The organism is Pedobacter sp. FW305-3-2-15-E-R2A2, assembly GCF_038446955.1.
Classification (GTDB): Bacteria; Bacteroidota; Bacteroidia; order Sphingobacteriales; family Sphingobacteriaceae; genus Pedobacter.
Window position 1 is genome coordinate 5,449,375 of record NZ_CP151803.1, and the last position, 15,597, is coordinate 5,464,971.

The window sequence follows — 15,597 nt, forward strand, 5'->3', positions numbered from 1 at the left end:
TTGGTCCAGCATGCGGTGGACTATTTAATTGGTATGTCGGAATTTTCCCTACTTCTACCTATATCTGGTTCTACAATCAGGCATTTCCCGCCACAAGAAGAACCAATCTGGACGTAACGAATCAACCTATTGTCTATGAGTCTCGAGATTCATCTGCAAGCCCTTTTGGGTCTGCAAGTCCAGTGTTTAGAAGTCAATTTCGTCATCCAATTGAGGTTCACCGCAGCATGGACCTAATATAGATAGCAACGAAATGAAACTTTAATTCTGAAACATATGCATGGAATGACAATAGGTTATCCCTTAAAAGTAACGGCCACATTTAAGTGTAATGACCAGACACTAAAAAGAATGTGGACCCTTGGATGCCGACGTATCCAGCACGCAGCAGCCCAAATCTGCTACAATACACCATACCACGAGCAGTTACAATATACAGGTGATACCCGTATTCAGGGTCTGACCGCCCTATATCTTTCCGGAGAAGATCGTTTAATGAAAAAAGCAATTCTGGATTTCTATCATTCCCGTTCGGCCAAACAACTGACAAACGGTGCTCCTCCTGCCAACTATGTAAAGATCATTCCAACTTTTTCTCTTTTCTGGATCTCCATGATCTATGATTATTGGATGCATAAAAAAGACGATGATTTCATGATCCAGTTCCTACCAACCATTCAGGGAATCCTGGATTGGTATGATCGACAGCTGAAGGGTGATCAGGAAATGATCGGGGCTATGAAATGGTGGAATATTATTGACTTTAACCGATTCAACGGATGGGGAAAAAGTCCCGATCCAGAAAGTGCCAGCTCCGCTATTGTTTCACTTCAATATGCTTATACGCTAAAACAAGCTGCAAAACTTTTTACCGCCTTCGGGAACCCGGATCGGGGAAAAAGATATGTTAATCTGGCAGAGAAAATCAATGATGACATCATGAAGTTATGTTTTAATGATGAAAAAGCACTAATGGCTGACACACCGGAAAAAACAACGTATAGTCAGCTTGCGAACATCTGGGCAATTCTCAGCGGTGCCGTTGAAGACAAAAAAGCAAAAAAAGTGATGATTCATTCCTTATATGATAAATCAATCGCGCAAGCGACCTTCTTCTACAAATCGTATTTAACTCAGGCTTTAAAGAAAACCGGACTTCAGGATCAATATTATTCGCAGCTCAAACCATGGGAGCGAACATTAGACCCTGAGTTAAAAACCGTTACTGAGCGTATTGAACCTGAATATCCTGAGCGTAATGAATGGAGCGCGCAGCCAGGTTATGATTTTTTGGCTACCATTTGCGGCATTACCTCTGTTGCACCTGCTTTTAAACGTGTTCAGATCCAACCTGCAATAGGTTCCTTAATGGAAGTAGAAGGCACAATGTCTCATCCTGAGGGACCAATCATTGTAAAATATAGAAGAATAGGAAAAACCGGCATCCGTGCTGAAATAGACATTCCAGAAAGTCTTCAGGGAGATTTTGTATGGGATGGTAAAATGTTTTTATTGCGTGGTGGAAAGCAAACCATAGAATGTTCGGCAGTGAGGGAACTGATGCATGAATACTAAGCCACTCGTTTCCTGCGTCATGATTGTTACAGGCGATTTTGAATTACTCGTAAGTGGAATTAGTTATTTTCTGGATCAGGATTATTCAAATTTAGAACTAGTCATGATACAGTGCGGTGGAGATTCAGTAGAATCATTAATTCCACACTGCCCAAGAATCCATTTTATTTATCAATCGGATCCGGCAACATCGGCCAAATCACGAAATATGGCCTGCACACAAACAAATGGAGATATTATTATTCATTGGAATGAAGCGACCTATTATACTGAAGACTGGATCAGCCGCCAGGTGAATGCGCTTAAGGCCTCCGGAGCGGATATCTGTGGTCTAAATAAAACTACGGAACTGGATTCCTGGTCCGAATTACAGGAAAAGCAAATAGAAAACCCGGATGAAACGGTCAGCTGGATAACTGGTTCAACCTTATGTTACTGGAAAAAGCTATGGACAGCTTATCCATTTAAAGCATCACAAACAGATGTAAACACAGATTTCATTCTCAATTCAGGAGGAAAAGTTTATGCTCATCACTATTCAAAGGGGTATAGGGGTCAGGCAGATCTTATTCCAATCCCAAATAAATGCACTTTATTACCCTTAGTATCCTGTATTATGACCACCAGAAATTCGACAATGTTGGTTCCGTTTATGCTTCATTGTTTCCTTTGCCAGGATTATCCAAATGTAGAACTCATTATTATAGACGACGGCATTATTGCTGCCCCTGAGTTAATTTTGCATTGTCCAAATACGAGATATTTTTTTCTTGAGGGCAGGGAAACGAACGGAGCAAAAAAGAATATCGCCTGTAGTCAATCTAATGGAAGCATCATTCTTCATTGGGATGACCAGGACTGGTATGCCCACGATTGGATCAAATATCAGGTAACCGCATTATTAACTTCTGGCGCGGATATGTCAGGACTGAATCTGGTTCAAACCTACTCGATGCCCAATCAAAAATCTATGACAACAGAAAAAAGCTCTTGGCTATATGAGGGGACGATGATCTATTGGAAATCCGTTTGGGAAAATAAAAAGTTTAATACACTTAAAACGGGAGAAAGTGAGGATTTCCAACAACAACCGGGGCTCAAAATTATTGCCCATGACTATATAGCAGGTTTTAATACGAACACCTATGTAAAAAACCAGGACCGCCAGTTACCTGATGATCCATTAATGAATTAATGCATCCCTTTTTATTAAAGCTGCATTTATTGCAGCTTTTTTATTGCGGGCAAATAGATACACGGAAATAGTCCCGTCATCTCTTTTCACCACCTCTTCAAAGGCAAGTTCTGTATCCTCAATACTGAATAAGCTGATCACCTCTAAAGGCTTTCTACTCTGCTCATCAAAGTTCACCAGATAAGGAATTCTTTCCTTATCACAAATAAAGTCCGGATTAAACGCAACTTCCATCACCTTTAACTTTTCATTTTTTGAAAACCTCTTTCTAAAAGCTTCTACTTTTTCCTTCGAGTCAAACACAGCCTCTATGTCATGAACATGCTCATAATCTCCATAGAAGACGATGTAAACCTTATGATCCCTCATACAATAAAATTAAAAATCTCTGTCCCTATACAGAAAAAACTTCCCCTATTTTGAGCGCTAAGCTATATAATTAGATTAAGTTTTTTATAAAAAAAATTGCACTGTACAAAATTGTGCAACTAATTGTAAACCAATTTACAATCAGCCTGTAAACAGAGTGCAATCTGTCCGGAAGAATCAATTCAGACAGATGGTTTTGTTATTTTAGATAACAGAAATCCAAGGGCATTTCTAAGTATTTTAATGAACCGAATAACCTTTTTAAATGGAAAATGAACATTTTTTCAATTCTCTGGCTGGCACAAACAAAACAAGTAATGAACTTAGAACTCAATTCTATAAAATGGTGGAAAAGGAAATCCACCCAAGGCACACAATCATCTTAAATTCCGGTGAAATTTGCAATCACATTTGGTTTATTATTCAAGGGTTCGCCATGATTTATATTGAAAAGGAAGATAAGAAGATCCCTTATCAGTTCTGGGATGAAAATGAAATTATGGTTCCGGTGAACAGTTTTTTCAAACAACTTCCGGCAGATGGCTGCATACAAGTCCTGGAGAAAAGCACATTATTGGCCATCTCCTTTAGCAACATCCAAAAACTAACAGAAGCCTTCCCTGAGTTCAATATTTTCATGTGTAATCTATTACTAAATCTCCAATATTCAGCTGAAAGGCGAGTTTTCAACCTCACTTCAATTGATCCTGGAGAGCGTTATGCACTATTGCTAAAGGAGTCTCCTTTCATCGTCAGAAAAGCTCCTGTAGAGCTTATTTCCGCTTATCTTGGTGTTTCCAGAAAAACGCTAAACCGCATCCGGGCAAAAAAATAGCCCTCATTTTGGGACATTTGACCCTACAGGAAATCAACCTATCCACTTAACTTTAGCTTATAATTATTTATTAACAAAATCAAATCAACCGTATGAATATTTATCCATTTGTCGTCATCATTACTATTCTTCTTGTTATCATGTGGGCATATGCTGCCATTTCAAAATTATTAAGTTTGGCAGAATTTAAAGAAGCACTCGCCACCCAGGTTTTTCCGATATGGATGGGCATGATCCTTGTCTGGGTACTGCCAATCTCGGAGTTAATCATTGTTGGGCTTTTACTTTTTCAAAAAACCCAGTTAATTGGAATGTATGCTTCATTTACATTGATGATATTATTTACATTGTATGTTGGCGGAGCTGTTGTTAACCTTTACGAGCGTCGCCCTTGTGCATGCGGAGGATTGTTCGGCAAACTTGGATGGACAAGGCATTTCTATGTGAATATTTTCTTCACACTCATTTCCATCATTGGAATTATACTTCTGGAGTCAGGCAGATAAAGCGGTCGCCGGGAAAACCTTTGTCTTCCAGGCGGCCCTTTATTATTCGATCAGAGCATGCGTTCAAAGGGATTTCTAAACTCTTCATGCTGTGTATACCTGATCAACTCCTCGTCGTTCAATAAGCAGGAATTTAACTCCTCATTGAGTTGTACTTTATCCAGGTCCTGACCTATAAATACCAATTCATTCAGACGGTCTCCAAAATATCGGTCCCATTTACCTTCAATATCATTCCGGTTATCTGCATAATCTACATAGTTAAGCCTTTCCTGTAAAGGCATACTTGCCCACCACGTACCTGCATTTTCCACTTTTAAAGAACCACCTGCCTGAGAGAAATTCAGCGCATGATCGGGCATTGGTGCCAGCCAGAACAAACCTTTGGTCCGCAGCACATTATTTGGGAAATTGACATTCAGGTAATCCCAGAGACGTTCCGGGTGGAAAGGCCGGGGAGAGCGAAAGACCGTGCTACTGATTCCATATTCTTCTGTCTCGGATTCATGCTCGCTATTTAACTCTCTGATCCATCCCGCTCCCTGTGACGATTCTTCAAAATTAAACAGGCCGGTATTCAATATTTCGGGAAGCGCCACCTTGCTGAAGGAGGTTTCTACCTGTTTTGCAGAGGGGTTCAATTTGTGGATCACCGCCCTGATGAGCTTAAGATCAGCCTCCGTAATCAAATCTGTTTTATTTAGGAGGATGACATTGGCAAACTCGATCTGATCAGTGAGCAGGTTCACAATCGTACGCCTGTCTGCACGGTCAGCTACCCAATCCCGGTCGAGCAGCAATTCGTTAGTTCCAAAATCTTTCTTAAAGTTAAAACAGTCGACCACCGTAACCATCGTATCCAATCTGCTAAACCTGCTCAAATCGATTCCCATTGCTTCATCTACATAACTGAAAGTTTGTGCTACGGGAATGGGTTCCGAAATACCTGTACTTTCAATAATCAAATAGTCAAAGCGATCTTCCTTTGCCAGTTTTTCCACTTCCGCAATCAGATCTTCCCGAAGGGTACAACAGATACAACCATTACTCATTTCTACCAGCTTTTCCTCCGTTCGTGATAAGGTATGCGTGTTCTCAACAGTGCGGGCATCAATATTAAGCTCACTCATGTCGTTTACAATCAATGCTACCTTCAAATCCTCCTTATTGTGAAGAATATGGTTTAGTAAGGTGGTTTTACCGCTCCCCAGAAATCCACTGAGCACGGTAACAGGTAATAGTTTTCTCATATAATTGCAATTAAGTTGCAAATATACATCGCAATATTTCAAATGCAACAATATTGCTTTTATATTTGTAACTCAATAGTTCATACGCTTTATGTTTAAAAATTCCAAGATGAAACCTTTATTAAGATCCAGCCGTTTAGATCAGGTAGGTATGACCGCCTCCATAGCTTGTGCTATCCACTGTGCCGCCCTTCCATTTCTCATTACCACCTTACCCTTATGGGGTTTAAGCTTCCTTGCCCATAGCTGGGTGGAAGTGAGCATGATCTGTATTTCCCTGCTCATTGGTACCTGGTCATTGGCCCGCTCCTATCCCAAACATAAAAAAGAGCTTCCTGTCCTGGTTCTCATCCTCGGCTTTGCCTTAATAGGCTGCGGCCATTACCTCATCACCGATCTGGAAGCCATTTTAATTCCTCTGGGTGGATTCACCATTGCCGCAGCACACCTGATCAACTGGCGCTATACCCGCAGTTGTACACATCAATAATTTAAATGAATGCAGTAGCAAAGACTTTACACACATCACATGAACAAGAAACTTATATTTGGTTTATTTTTGCTTTTTGTAAGCATGATCAACCCTGGTTGTAATCATACACAAATGGATAGCAAACAGCTATACCTGAAATATGTAAAAAGCCGCATGATAAATAGCAAACATTTATGATCTCTTTAAAATCTGTATCACATAGTTATGCCGGCCAGAAGGACATCGGCTTTAGCGACTGGCAAATCAATGATGGGGAACAATGGCTGCTTCTTGGTGAATCAGGAAGTGGAAAAACGACGCTTCTTCATATCCTGACTGGTATCTTAAAACCGCAACAAGGAGAAGTTCAGATTAACAATACCTCCATTTACGGACTATCTGCTAAAGATCTTGATCAGTTCAGAGGAAGGAACATTGGCATCATTTTTCAGCGGCCACACCTGATTAAAAGCCTTAGCATATCAGAAAATCTTGTTTTAGCACAAAGCTTTGCTAAACTTCCTACAGATTTAAAACGCGTAAATGAGGTATTGGAGTCTTTAGGAATTGAAGGTAAAAAAAATGCTTATCCTGATGAATTAAGTCAGGGGCAATTGCAAAGAGTTTCTATTGCCAGGGCAGTCATCAACAAACCGGCTTTATTGATTGCAGATGAGCCTACGTCCAGTCTGGACGATAAAAATGCGGCTATAGTACTGGAACTGCTGATGCAGCAATCCGGCGCCAACCAGGCGACGCTGGTAGTCGCTACGCACGACAAAAGAGTGAAGGATGCATTTACCAATACTTACGAACTATCATGAGCCCATTAAAGATCAGTTGGAAGAGCTTATGGTCTAAGCCATTGTCTTCCGCACTAAATATGATGCTAATTGCTTTTGGCACAGGAATTCTAACCATTTTACTGTTAGCTTCCAATCAGATCGCCCAAAAGCTCGACAACAATTCAAAAGACATTGACCTCGTGGTTGGCGCAAAAGGCAGCCCACTACAGTTAATCCTGAGCAGCATTTATTACATCGATTTTCCGACGGGGAATATCCCGCTAAAAGAAGCAAAGGAACTGTCGCGCAGCCCATTTGTAAAAAGAGCTGTTCCCCTCGCCTTAGGAGATAATTATAACGGAACCAGAATTGTAGGAACCGACAGCAATTTTGTAGCCATCTATAAATTGAAAGTACAGAGTGGAAAATTATGGGCAAAGGATTTCGAAACGACCATTGGCGCAAGCGTTGCAGAAAGTCAGCAGTTAAAAGTAGGCGATACCTTTTATGGAGCACATGGTCTGACAAGTAATAGCGATGTCCACAAAAGCCATCAATATACGGTATCGGGAATCTTAGCACCTCAGGGAAACGTAACGGACAACCTGATTCTAACAAATATCGCCAGTGTCTGGAAAATGCACGACGACCATGAAGAAGGAGAAGCTCATGAGCATAAAGAAGGCGAAAGTCACCATGAAGAAGAACATGCTGAGGAAGGAAAAGAACTGACCTCATTGCTAATTCAATACCGGTCCCCAATGTCAGTAGCTATTTTTCCGAGAATGGTAAATGAAACGACAAATATGCAGGCAGCCTCACCAGCGCAGGAAAGCACCCGGTTATTTTCTTTAATTGGTGTTGGTGTCGAGACCTTACAATGGTTTGCTGTATTGATTATGCTGATTGCAGCGATCAGTGTTTTTGTAAACCTGTACAATTCGCTTAAGGAGCGTAAATACGATCTGGCGATCATGCGTACACTCGGTGCTTCCAGAGGGAAACTCTTCCTGATCGTTATTGCCGAGGGTATTATTCTTACCCTTGCCGGTACGCTAATCGGAATTGCTTTAGGCCATCTTGCCCTTCAATTTATAGGAAACTACCAGGAGAGCAGTCAGGCGAGGTTAACCGGCCTGGTTTTCCTGAAGGATGAAATTTATTTATTTGTTGCTGGCTTAGCTATTGGTATATTTGCAGCTATCATTCCTGCAGTGCAGGCTTACCGGTCAAATATTTCCAGGATATTGTCAAAAAATTAAAAGAAATATAGAAAGATCAATAAGTCAGGCTTAGGGGTCATAAATAAACAGATGATGATGAAACGAATAATTCTTGTAGTTCTATTGTTTACCGGATTTGCGGTTAAAGCTCAACACAATCCTGATGATCAGATCTTATCTGACAACTGGGATGTGGTAGGCGGTGTTGATTTTAAGATCGTAAAGGATTCAGAGATGTATGCGGTTTATACTCCTGAGATCAAGAAACACGCAAATAAAACATTTGAACTGGAAGGATATATCGTTCCCATTAAGGATGGCATGAAACAGACGAAATTCATGCTTTCGACGTTACCTATTAACCAATGTTTTTACTGCGGAAAGAATGGCGTTCCCATTATGGTATTGGTAGAAATGGCGGAGCCGATCAAATTCACCTACAAGACCATTGTAGTGAAAGGTACGCTAAAATTAAACCCGGGCAATGCGATGGACAACCCTCCTATTTCCCTGGTAAATGCAAAATCGATATAATCATGAGACTAGATCCCGTAAATATTTTAAAAGAGCACGACCTGAAACACACCAGACAAAGGGTACGTGTACTGGAAGAAATTGCTTTGGACACTGTGGCCATCTCTCAGCCTGAACTGGAGAAAAAGCTGGGTAAGGAGATCGACAGGGTAACTTTATACAGAATCCTGAATACTTATGAAGATAAAGGGATTCTTCACCGCATCATGGACATGAACGGAACGGCAAACTACGCCATCTGCTCCTCTTCTTGCTCTGAAGATCACCACCATGATGAACATGTACACTTCAACTGTACCACCTGCTCAAAAATCTATTGCCTTGAAGTGGTCGTACCTAAGCTAAAAATGCCAAAGGGCTTTACTGCAAAAACCGTAAACACTACTGCTTACGGTACTTGTGAAAAATGCAATGCCCTGCTGGCAAATCCGGCCTAGTTTGCAGGTTTAACCCCAAGCTTTGTAAAGGAAATTAAGCCAGTTTTGATGAAAGATATGGTCCAGATCTTCCGCAGAATAACCTTTTGCGGAAAGCATCTCAACCATCTTTTGCAGGTCTGAAATGGTATCCAGATCCAATGGGGATTGTTCCGTTCCGAAAGCCCCATCCAGGTCAGAACCTATTCCTATATGTCGCGCATTTCCTGCAAGCTGACAAATATGGTCCATATTGGCTACCACCTTCTCCAGATCACAGTTCATACTTTGTGGTGTAGACACCCCTCTCTCCCAGTTGGGTACAAGCATCCAGGCATCTAAAGCACCCCCGATCACTGCACCGCGTTCAATCAGGGCAAGGAGTTGTTCATCGCTATATTGACGGTTATGATTTACAAAAGCCCTGCAATTGTTGTGACTTGCCCATACAGGTCCGGAGAAATGAGCTAAGGCCTGCCAAAATGCATCGTCACAAAGGTGCGTGGCATCCAGAATGATGTTAAGACGCTCCATCTCTTTAAGTAAAGCTAAACCTTGTGCACCCATTTCTCCTGTTGCGTCCGTTCCATTGGCATACCTTCCAGGACCATAGTGTGCCGGACCAATCGCCCTTAACCCATATTGATGGGCTCTTTCCAGGTAGCTCAGGTCTACAATAGAATCTGCCCCTTCAAGACTCAGGATATAACCAATCGCTTTATTTTCATTAGGGGTTCCATCATTCCATAGTTCATAATGTGCTTTCAGTTGCCCGGCATTACTGATCTGTACCATTTCCCCGGCTTCTTCCATTGTTCTGTACCAGGAAAGTTGTGCCTGTGTCTGGGACCATGCCTGCTCCGGAGAGTTCCAGCCCGGAATCACACTTCCGGGTTTTACATAACGGGCAATCTGCGTGGCGACCACAATGCCAATATTTCCCTTCCTGAGTTCAGGAAAGGAAACCGTAGACCTTTCCCGGTCAGGCTTATCTGTCATTCCCTTTTCCAGGGCACGAATCGCTTGCACAGGCAACCTTAAATCTCTGTTCCATTCCATGGCATTCATGCTGAGATCCAGGTGAGCATCTATTATAAACATAGTCTAATACATTATTGATGTAATTCAAAAACAGCTTCTACTTCTACCGGAATATTATCCGGCAAAGAGCCCATCCCTACCGCACTGCGTACGCCAATTCCATTCTCATGTCCCCAAACCGAAGCAAATAATTCGCTGCATCCGTTGATAATATAAGGGTGTCTTTCAAAGTCTGCAGAACAATTTACCATTCCTAATACTTTGATAACACGTTTTACGACATCAAGGCTACCAAAATTAGTCACAATGGTAGACAACATGGTGAGTCCAACCTGACGGGCAGCCAGCTTCCCTGCTTCCATGTCCATATCTTCCCCAATCCGGCCAATAATCAGCGACTTATCCGGTTGTACGGGACCATGTCCTGATAAATATAAATATTTACCGTCTACTAAAAACGGCTTATAAATTCCTAATGGCTGCGGGGCTGGAGGCAACACTAGATCTAATTTTAAAAATGCTTCTTGGGCTGATAAATTCATGGTATTTGTTATAAAAATTGAGTATTAAATTATTTACTGTTTATCCCACCATACACGGGTGGTTAAGGTATTTGCTCCCTGACGCGAAATCGCATCCTGAAAATTTTTCGCATTGCTTGCACCCTCGGCATTTGGGTAAATTAACCTTCTTGGAATCGTCCCACCCGTTACGTTACCAGGATAATTAACTGGAATCAACACCGGATACCCTGTTCTTCTCCAATTGGAAAACACTTCATATTCATCGATGTATAAGGCCGCCCAAATCTGGGTATGGATCTGCTCCATTTGTTGATCAAATGTTCCGGTAGCATCGAATGGATGGGCGGTCAGGTATTGATTGATTTTATCCGAAGAAATTGCATAAGCACTGCCATACATGGCAGCATTATCGAATGATCCGGTCACTCCTTTAATATAAAACTGACTTGCGCTTCCCAGCGTATTCCATCCTCGGGCTGCGGCTTCTGCGAGATAAAGGTTTGTTTCTGCATTTCCAATAACTAGCAATGGCGCATCAAGTCTGAATACCGTATTCTGGTTAGGCTCGGAATAGGTACCAAGGTCATTGGCTGAAGGTGCTGTTCCGGTTCCATTTGGAAAACCTTTTTGAATGGCAGGATTAGGATCCTGTGTGGTTCCAACCCATACTCCTGAATAAACATTCAGTCTCGGGTCGTTGTTGTTTTTCAGGTAATTGATAAAGGTTGCACTTAGCTTGCCGCCTTCAATGTTATTTTTACCGAAAGAATTTGCAGAAAAATCCCTGCTCCTCGACTCTCTTGCGGTAGGATTACGGTTCAGGTCTTGTGGACCATCACTATACTTCATGACCGCATTATCCTCCTTATTTAGAATGACGCCACCTGCAATGGCCTTTTTTACCCAGGTTTCAGAAAGAGCCGCATCTTTTTTAGTTAACCTTAAGCCAAGACGAAGCATCAGTGAATAGGCAAACTTCTTCCATTTCCCGGCATCTCCACCGTAAATAAAATCATTACCTCCATAGGAGGCTTTTGTGGCATCAAGTCCGGCAGCAGCTTCATCCAACTCTTTCAGCATGTCTTTATATATGGTCTCCTGGGCATCATATTTAGGGGTAAAGTTAAGACTCGCGAGCCCTTTTCCAGCTTCACTGTAGGGCACATCACCATAAAGGTCCGTCATCCTGTGGTAAATGTATACCCGCCAGATGCGTGCCACATTTAATTTATTGACCTCTGCAGGAGTTGCTTTAACCGCCCTGATCACTTCCTCAATTTCATTTACTGCAGTAGGATAACCATCTGTGAAGTATGGTGCCTGATAGAAATCATTGGCAAAGTATTTATCTCCTATCCCGGAAACTTCTTTATAGGTCGCATAATGCTGGATAAAACCACCCAGATTTAATACTCCGGTAAGGTAATAACTGTTGCTCATCGTGCTGAGGAGCGATTTGGAAAACAGAAACGCAGGTGTCGGTGTAGATAAGGAATTCGGGTTTTTATTCAGGTCACCAAAATCTTTTTTACATCCTGATATGGCCAGGATCAATACCGCACTTATATAGTATATGTATCTTTTCATCGGAATAATTTTTAAAATTTAACACTTAAGTTTAATCCATAACTTCTGGTACGAGGTACACCAAACTGTTCAATCCCCTGGGCATTTCCTGCACTAAATACAGATTCAGGATCCACATTTGGCGTTTTCTTGTACAGAATAAAAAGATTACGGCCTACCAGGGAAAGAGTTGCTGAACTCAATTTGGATAGCATTTTCACCTTACTAACCGGCAACTGATAACTCAGAACAACCTGACGAAGCTTGATAAAACTCGCATCATACACGAATAAAGAAGAGATATTTCTGAAACCATCACCATAGTATTTTTCGAGTAAAGAAGGGTCGATCACCATGTTTACCGGTTTTCCGGATACGTCTACTCCACTAATCGGCACTCCAGTGTCCCTACCCGCAAGCGTCATTTTCGTCAAACCCATTCTTGTACCATATAGATCTGTTCCGGAATAAAGACTTCCGCCAAACTTGCCGTCGATCAATACATTCAGGCTAAATCTTTTGTATTTAAAATCATTAGAAAAACCAACAGACCATGGATGAACACCTTGTCCGAGTTCTTCAAGAGGCCCTGGAACTGGTGTAGCCACGCCTCCGGAAACATTATATACTGTTTTTCCATTGGCATCCTTTAATTCCCTTCTTCCCATAATGATACTATATGGACTTCCCACCTGGCTATAGATATAAGCATATCCATTTACTGCGCTGGCCATGACAATAGAATTCAGGTTTTCAGCAAGCTTTAATACCTTGTTTTTATTATAAGCGGTGTTCACGCTGGTGCTCCAGGAGAAATCAGGTTTGTCTAAGATTTTTCCAGTGATTAAGAGCTCGACTCCTTTATTACTGATTTCTCCCACATTTAATAAGGCCGTACGGTAACCCGAACTTGTAGAAACTGTAGTTTCTACAATGTCTTCGGTTGTACTCCTATCGTACCAGGCAAAATCAATCCCCAATCTGTTATCGAATAAAGAAGCCTCAAATCCCGCTTCAAAGGTGGTAGAAGTTAAAGGGCTTAAGTTTGGATTAGGAATTCTCGTACTCGTTACCTGCTGCAGTTGCTGCCCAAGGTGCCCATTCTGAATCATCGTATAAGAAGGATTTAACGCATAAGGTTCTGGTGTAGCACCTCCAACCTGTGCCCATGAAGACCTTAATTTTGCAAATTGAATCCAGGAAGGCATTTTAACGATCTGGGAAAGGATCACACTTGTTCCAATAGAAGGATAAAAAATAGTATTGTTTTTCGGAGCAAGTGTCGAAAACCAGTCCTGGCGACCAGTTACTGTTAAAAATACCAGGTTTTTATAGTCGAAATCCGCTGATCCGAATAAGGATGAAGTCTTAGTTTTCCCATAAGGATAGGTTTGATTTACCGTTCCAAGATTGGAGACCGAATAAAACTCAGGTGTAATAAAATCTTTCCCCTGAATGATCACTTCATCTCTGGTAGAAGAACGGTTATTGACGCCAAACAAAGCATTTAAGGAGAAATCTTTAAACAGATTTTGCTTATTGTAGTTGATCGTCGCCTCTGTGTTGATGGTCGTAAGGTTAGAGCGTTCCTCTTTAGCACCACCTAAAGGGGTATACAAAGACTTGCTGGGAACCACCCCAAAGTATTTAAAGTTGTTATAATCCTGCCCTATTCTCGCATTGAAAAATAACTCAGGTAATACATTCAATTTCACATTTACCATGGATAAGAAACGATTCCGGGTATCATTCTTTTGAAATTTGTTGACTACAAAATAAGGATTACTGGCGATAGGAACAGGATTCCAGGCTACTTCATCCCCGTTGGCATCATATCCTGGGGAGAGGTTACGGATATCTACCGTATTTCCAATCAGATAAGTCCCCCAGTTAGGGTTACCATAAGCATCATTTACCACGGTTCTGTTTTTAGCATTTTCAAGGTTATATTGTGCTACCGCATCAATTCTTAACCACTTGCTTAACACAAGTTCACCTGAAAAGTTGAAAGTCTTTCTATTGAAATTGGTATTGGGAACAATTCCTCTGTTGTTCATATCAGATGCAGAAAACCTTCCATTTGCAGATTCGTTTCCTCCGGTAAGTGCCAGTGTATTGGTCGTCGTAGTTCCAGTCTGGTAAAAATTCTGAATGTTATTTTTTTGTGGACTATAAGGTCTTTTTACGCCATCAAACTGGATCACATCAGAACCATCCATTTTAGCCCCCCAGGAAGATCGTCCTGCAGCGATCGCTTCTGCCTGAGTAAGGGGTTTAACCCCATTTTTACCGGATCCATATTCATATTGCCATTCCGGGATCACCAAGGGGGATTCCATTGTAAATGCAGAGTTAAAATCGATGCCCACACCTTTCTGTGCAGCACCTCTCTTCGTTTTGATGAGGATTACGCCGTTGGAGGCCAATGAGCCATACAGGGCCGCAGCCGTTCCTCCTTTTAACACAGTGATGCTTTGAATATCGTCCGGATTGATTCCCGAGATCCCATCCCCTCTGTCGATATTCAACCCGTTGGCAATTCCATCAGAAGTATAACCCTCAGTTTGTGGAAGACCTAATAAAGTATTGTCTATAGGCATATCATTCACTACATATAAAGGTTGGTTATTCCCATTTAGGGAACCGTTACCACGGATAATAACCCTGCTGGAGCCACTTGGTCCTGTAGCTGTACTTGTTGCATTTACACCAGCAACCTTTCCCACCAGCGCATTGGCAAGATTTGTTTCCCTTGCCTGGGTAAATTCAGTCCCTTTCACTTCAGTTAACGCGTAAGCCAATGCCTTCCGGTCTTTCTTGATTCCCATGGCAGTCACGACCACCTGGTTTAAAGTATTCTCCTCAGCAACAGACAGGACCACATCGATGATCGTTTCATTGCTTACAGGCACTTCTTTCCTTTTGTACCCCACATAGGTAAAAATCAGAACCTGAGGGCCATCAGGGATTCTCAGCACAAAGTTTCCGTTTTCATCAGTCTTAGTTCCTGTTTTCGGATCTGATTTTAAAACTACAGATACACCAGGAATGGAGAGCTGATCGTCGGAAGCCGTTACCTTGCCTTTGATTTCCCTTAAGTTTTTATTGTAGGATGCTGAGAGGGCCTCTTCTGCAAAAACCCGTCCTGAGAATACCATTAACGGTATCAGCAACATTAAGCATAAATGTAGTTTTCGAATCATGTTTGGTTTTGGTTAGGTGGTTGGTTCGGTTTATTTGCTTCAAATATAGAATTGTTTATTTCATATTGCATATTTTTTGCAATAAAATTTTGCAAACAAAACA

General features: G+C 41.6%; 15 protein-coding genes. 9 read left to right on the forward strand and 6 right to left on the reverse strand.

What is annotated here, in order from left to right; translation table 11 throughout:
* The first annotated feature begins 285 nt into the window (after positions 1–285).
* Positions 286–1,575 carry an alpha-L-rhamnosidase C-terminal domain-containing protein gene (locus AAFF35_RS22085; RefSeq protein WP_342328712.1) on the forward strand — a complete coding sequence of 430 codons (1,290 nt, stop codon included), beginning with the start codon at positions 286–288 and terminating at the stop codon, positions 1,573–1,575.
* Complete coding sequence (locus AAFF35_RS22090; RefSeq protein ID WP_342328713.1) at positions 1,565–2,770, forward strand: glycosyltransferase; 1,206 nt, start codon at positions 1,565–1,567, stop codon at positions 2,768–2,770. The genes AAFF35_RS22085 and AAFF35_RS22090 overlap by 11 nt, the downstream gene beginning before the upstream one ends.
* Here AAFF35_RS22090 and AAFF35_RS22095 read toward each other — a convergent pair.
* Positions 2,759–3,139: a hypothetical protein gene (locus tag AAFF35_RS22095; RefSeq protein WP_342328714.1), complete on the reverse strand. Its 381-nt coding sequence runs from the start codon at positions 3,137–3,139 to the stop codon at positions 2,759–2,761. The two genes, AAFF35_RS22090 and AAFF35_RS22095, sit on opposite strands and share 12 nt — an antisense overlap.
* A 343-nt stretch (positions 3,140–3,482) precedes the next feature.
* On the opposite strand from AAFF35_RS22095, the gene AAFF35_RS22100 reads away from it, so the two are divergent.
* Both AAFF35_RS22100 and AAFF35_RS22105 read left to right on the forward strand, forming a co-directional pair.
* Entirely contained in the window at positions 3,483–3,974 is a 492-nt protein-coding gene (locus tag AAFF35_RS22100) for a Crp/Fnr family transcriptional regulator (RefSeq protein WP_342333369.1), read from the forward strand.
* Positions 3,975–4,066: 92 nt separating this feature from the next.
* Entirely contained in the window at positions 4,067–4,480 is a 414-nt protein-coding gene (locus tag AAFF35_RS22105; protein WP_342328715.1) for a MauE/DoxX family redox-associated membrane protein, read from the forward strand.
* A gap of 50 nt (positions 4,481–4,530) precedes the next feature.
* On the opposite strand, the gene AAFF35_RS22110 is transcribed toward AAFF35_RS22105, so the two are convergent.
* Positions 4,531–5,730: a GTP-binding protein gene (locus AAFF35_RS22110; protein WP_342328716.1), complete on the reverse strand. Its 1,200-nt coding sequence runs from the start codon at positions 5,728–5,730 to the stop codon at positions 4,531–4,533.
* A 109-nt stretch (positions 5,731–5,839) separates the two neighbouring features.
* Here AAFF35_RS22110 and AAFF35_RS22115 point away from each other — a divergent pair, with 109 nt between their 5' ends.
* The 5 genes from AAFF35_RS22115 (at position 5,840) to AAFF35_RS22135 (ending at position 9,181) form a co-directional block, all read left to right on the forward strand.
* Complete coding sequence (locus tag AAFF35_RS22115) at positions 5,840–6,220, forward strand: MerC domain-containing protein (RefSeq protein WP_342328717.1); 381 nt, start codon at positions 5,840–5,842, stop codon at positions 6,218–6,220.
* A gap of 176 nt (positions 6,221–6,396) precedes the next feature.
* Positions 6,397–7,026 carry an ABC transporter ATP-binding protein gene (locus AAFF35_RS22120; protein ID WP_342328718.1) on the forward strand — a complete coding sequence of 210 codons (630 nt, stop codon included), beginning with the start codon at positions 6,397–6,399 and terminating at the stop codon, positions 7,024–7,026.
* Positions 7,023–8,249, forward strand: coding sequence for an FtsX-like permease family protein (locus AAFF35_RS22125; protein ID WP_342328719.1), 1,227 nt, complete (start codon positions 7,023–7,025; stop codon positions 8,247–8,249). Before AAFF35_RS22120 ends, AAFF35_RS22125 begins: the two co-directional genes overlap by 4 nt.
* Positions 8,250–8,306: 57 nt before the next feature.
* A complete protein-coding gene (locus AAFF35_RS22130; protein WP_342328720.1) occupies positions 8,307–8,744 on the forward strand; it encodes a hypothetical protein in 438 nt (145 codons plus the stop codon).
* A 2-nt stretch (positions 8,745–8,746) separates the two neighbouring features.
* Entirely contained in the window at positions 8,747–9,181 is a 435-nt protein-coding gene (locus AAFF35_RS22135) for a transcriptional repressor (protein ID WP_342328721.1), read from the forward strand.
* A gap of 9 nt (positions 9,182–9,190) precedes the next feature.
* On the opposite strand, the gene AAFF35_RS22140 is transcribed toward AAFF35_RS22135, so the two are convergent.
* From AAFF35_RS22140 to AAFF35_RS22155, 4 genes are read right to left on the reverse strand one after another with little or no spacing between them, the layout of a single operon-like run.
* Entirely contained in the window at positions 9,191–10,261 is a 1,071-nt protein-coding gene (locus AAFF35_RS22140; RefSeq protein WP_342328722.1) for a membrane dipeptidase, read from the reverse strand.
* Between the two features lie 11 nt (positions 10,262–10,272).
* Positions 10,273–10,743, reverse strand: a complete 471-nt coding sequence (locus tag AAFF35_RS22145) for a RidA family protein (RefSeq protein WP_342328723.1) — start codon at positions 10,741–10,743, stop codon at positions 10,273–10,275.
* 33 nt (positions 10,744–10,776) lie between these two features.
* A complete protein-coding gene (locus AAFF35_RS22150) occupies positions 10,777–12,312 on the reverse strand; it encodes a SusD/RagB family nutrient-binding outer membrane lipoprotein (protein WP_342328724.1) in 1,536 nt (511 codons plus the stop codon).
* Positions 12,313–12,323: 11 nt separating this feature from the next.
* A complete protein-coding gene (locus tag AAFF35_RS22155) occupies positions 12,324–15,494 on the reverse strand; it encodes a SusC/RagA family TonB-linked outer membrane protein (RefSeq protein WP_342328725.1) in 3,171 nt (1,056 codons plus the stop codon).
* Positions 15,495–15,597 lie beyond the last annotated feature (103 nt).

Excerpts from the sequence above, each read along its gene's own strand:
- AAFF35_RS22085 (WP_342328712.1), top strand. The coding sequence starts at position 286 with ATGACAATAGGTTATCCCTTAAAAGTAACGGCCACATTTAAGTGTAAT.
- AAFF35_RS22090 (WP_342328713.1), top strand. The coding sequence starts at position 1,565 with ATGAATACTAAGCCACTCGTTTCCTGCGTCATGATTGTTACAGGCGAT.
- AAFF35_RS22095 (WP_342328714.1), bottom strand. The coding sequence starts at position 3,139 with ATGAGGGATCATAAGGTTTACATCGTCTTCTATGGAGATTATGAGCAT.
- AAFF35_RS22100 (WP_342333369.1), top strand. The coding sequence starts at position 3,483 with ATGGTGGAAAAGGAAATCCACCCAAGGCACACAATCATCTTAAATTCC.
- AAFF35_RS22105 (WP_342328715.1), top strand. The coding sequence starts at position 4,067 with ATGAATATTTATCCATTTGTCGTCATCATTACTATTCTTCTTGTTATC.
- AAFF35_RS22110 (WP_342328716.1), bottom strand. The coding sequence starts at position 5,730 with ATGAGAAAACTATTACCTGTTACCGTGCTCAGTGGATTTCTGGGGAGC.
- AAFF35_RS22115 (WP_342328717.1), top strand. The coding sequence starts at position 5,840 with ATGAAACCTTTATTAAGATCCAGCCGTTTAGATCAGGTAGGTATGACC.
- AAFF35_RS22120 (WP_342328718.1), top strand. The coding sequence starts at position 6,397 with ATGATCTCTTTAAAATCTGTATCACATAGTTATGCCGGCCAGAAGGAC.
- AAFF35_RS22125 (WP_342328719.1), top strand. The coding sequence starts at position 7,023 with ATGAGCCCATTAAAGATCAGTTGGAAGAGCTTATGGTCTAAGCCATTG.
- AAFF35_RS22130 (WP_342328720.1), top strand. The coding sequence starts at position 8,307 with ATGAAACGAATAATTCTTGTAGTTCTATTGTTTACCGGATTTGCGGTT.
- AAFF35_RS22135 (WP_342328721.1), top strand. The coding sequence starts at position 8,747 with ATGAGACTAGATCCCGTAAATATTTTAAAAGAGCACGACCTGAAACAC.
- AAFF35_RS22140 (WP_342328722.1), bottom strand. The coding sequence starts at position 10,261 with ATGTTTATAATAGATGCTCACCTGGATCTCAGCATGAATGCCATGGAA.
- AAFF35_RS22145 (WP_342328723.1), bottom strand. The coding sequence starts at position 10,743 with ATGAATTTATCAGCCCAAGAAGCATTTTTAAAATTAGATCTAGTGTTG.
- AAFF35_RS22150 (WP_342328724.1), bottom strand. The coding sequence starts at position 12,312 with ATGAAAAGATACATATACTATATAAGTGCGGTATTGATCCTGGCCATA.
- AAFF35_RS22155 (WP_342328725.1), bottom strand. The coding sequence starts at position 15,494 with ATGATTCGAAAACTACATTTATGCTTAATGTTGCTGATACCGTTAATG.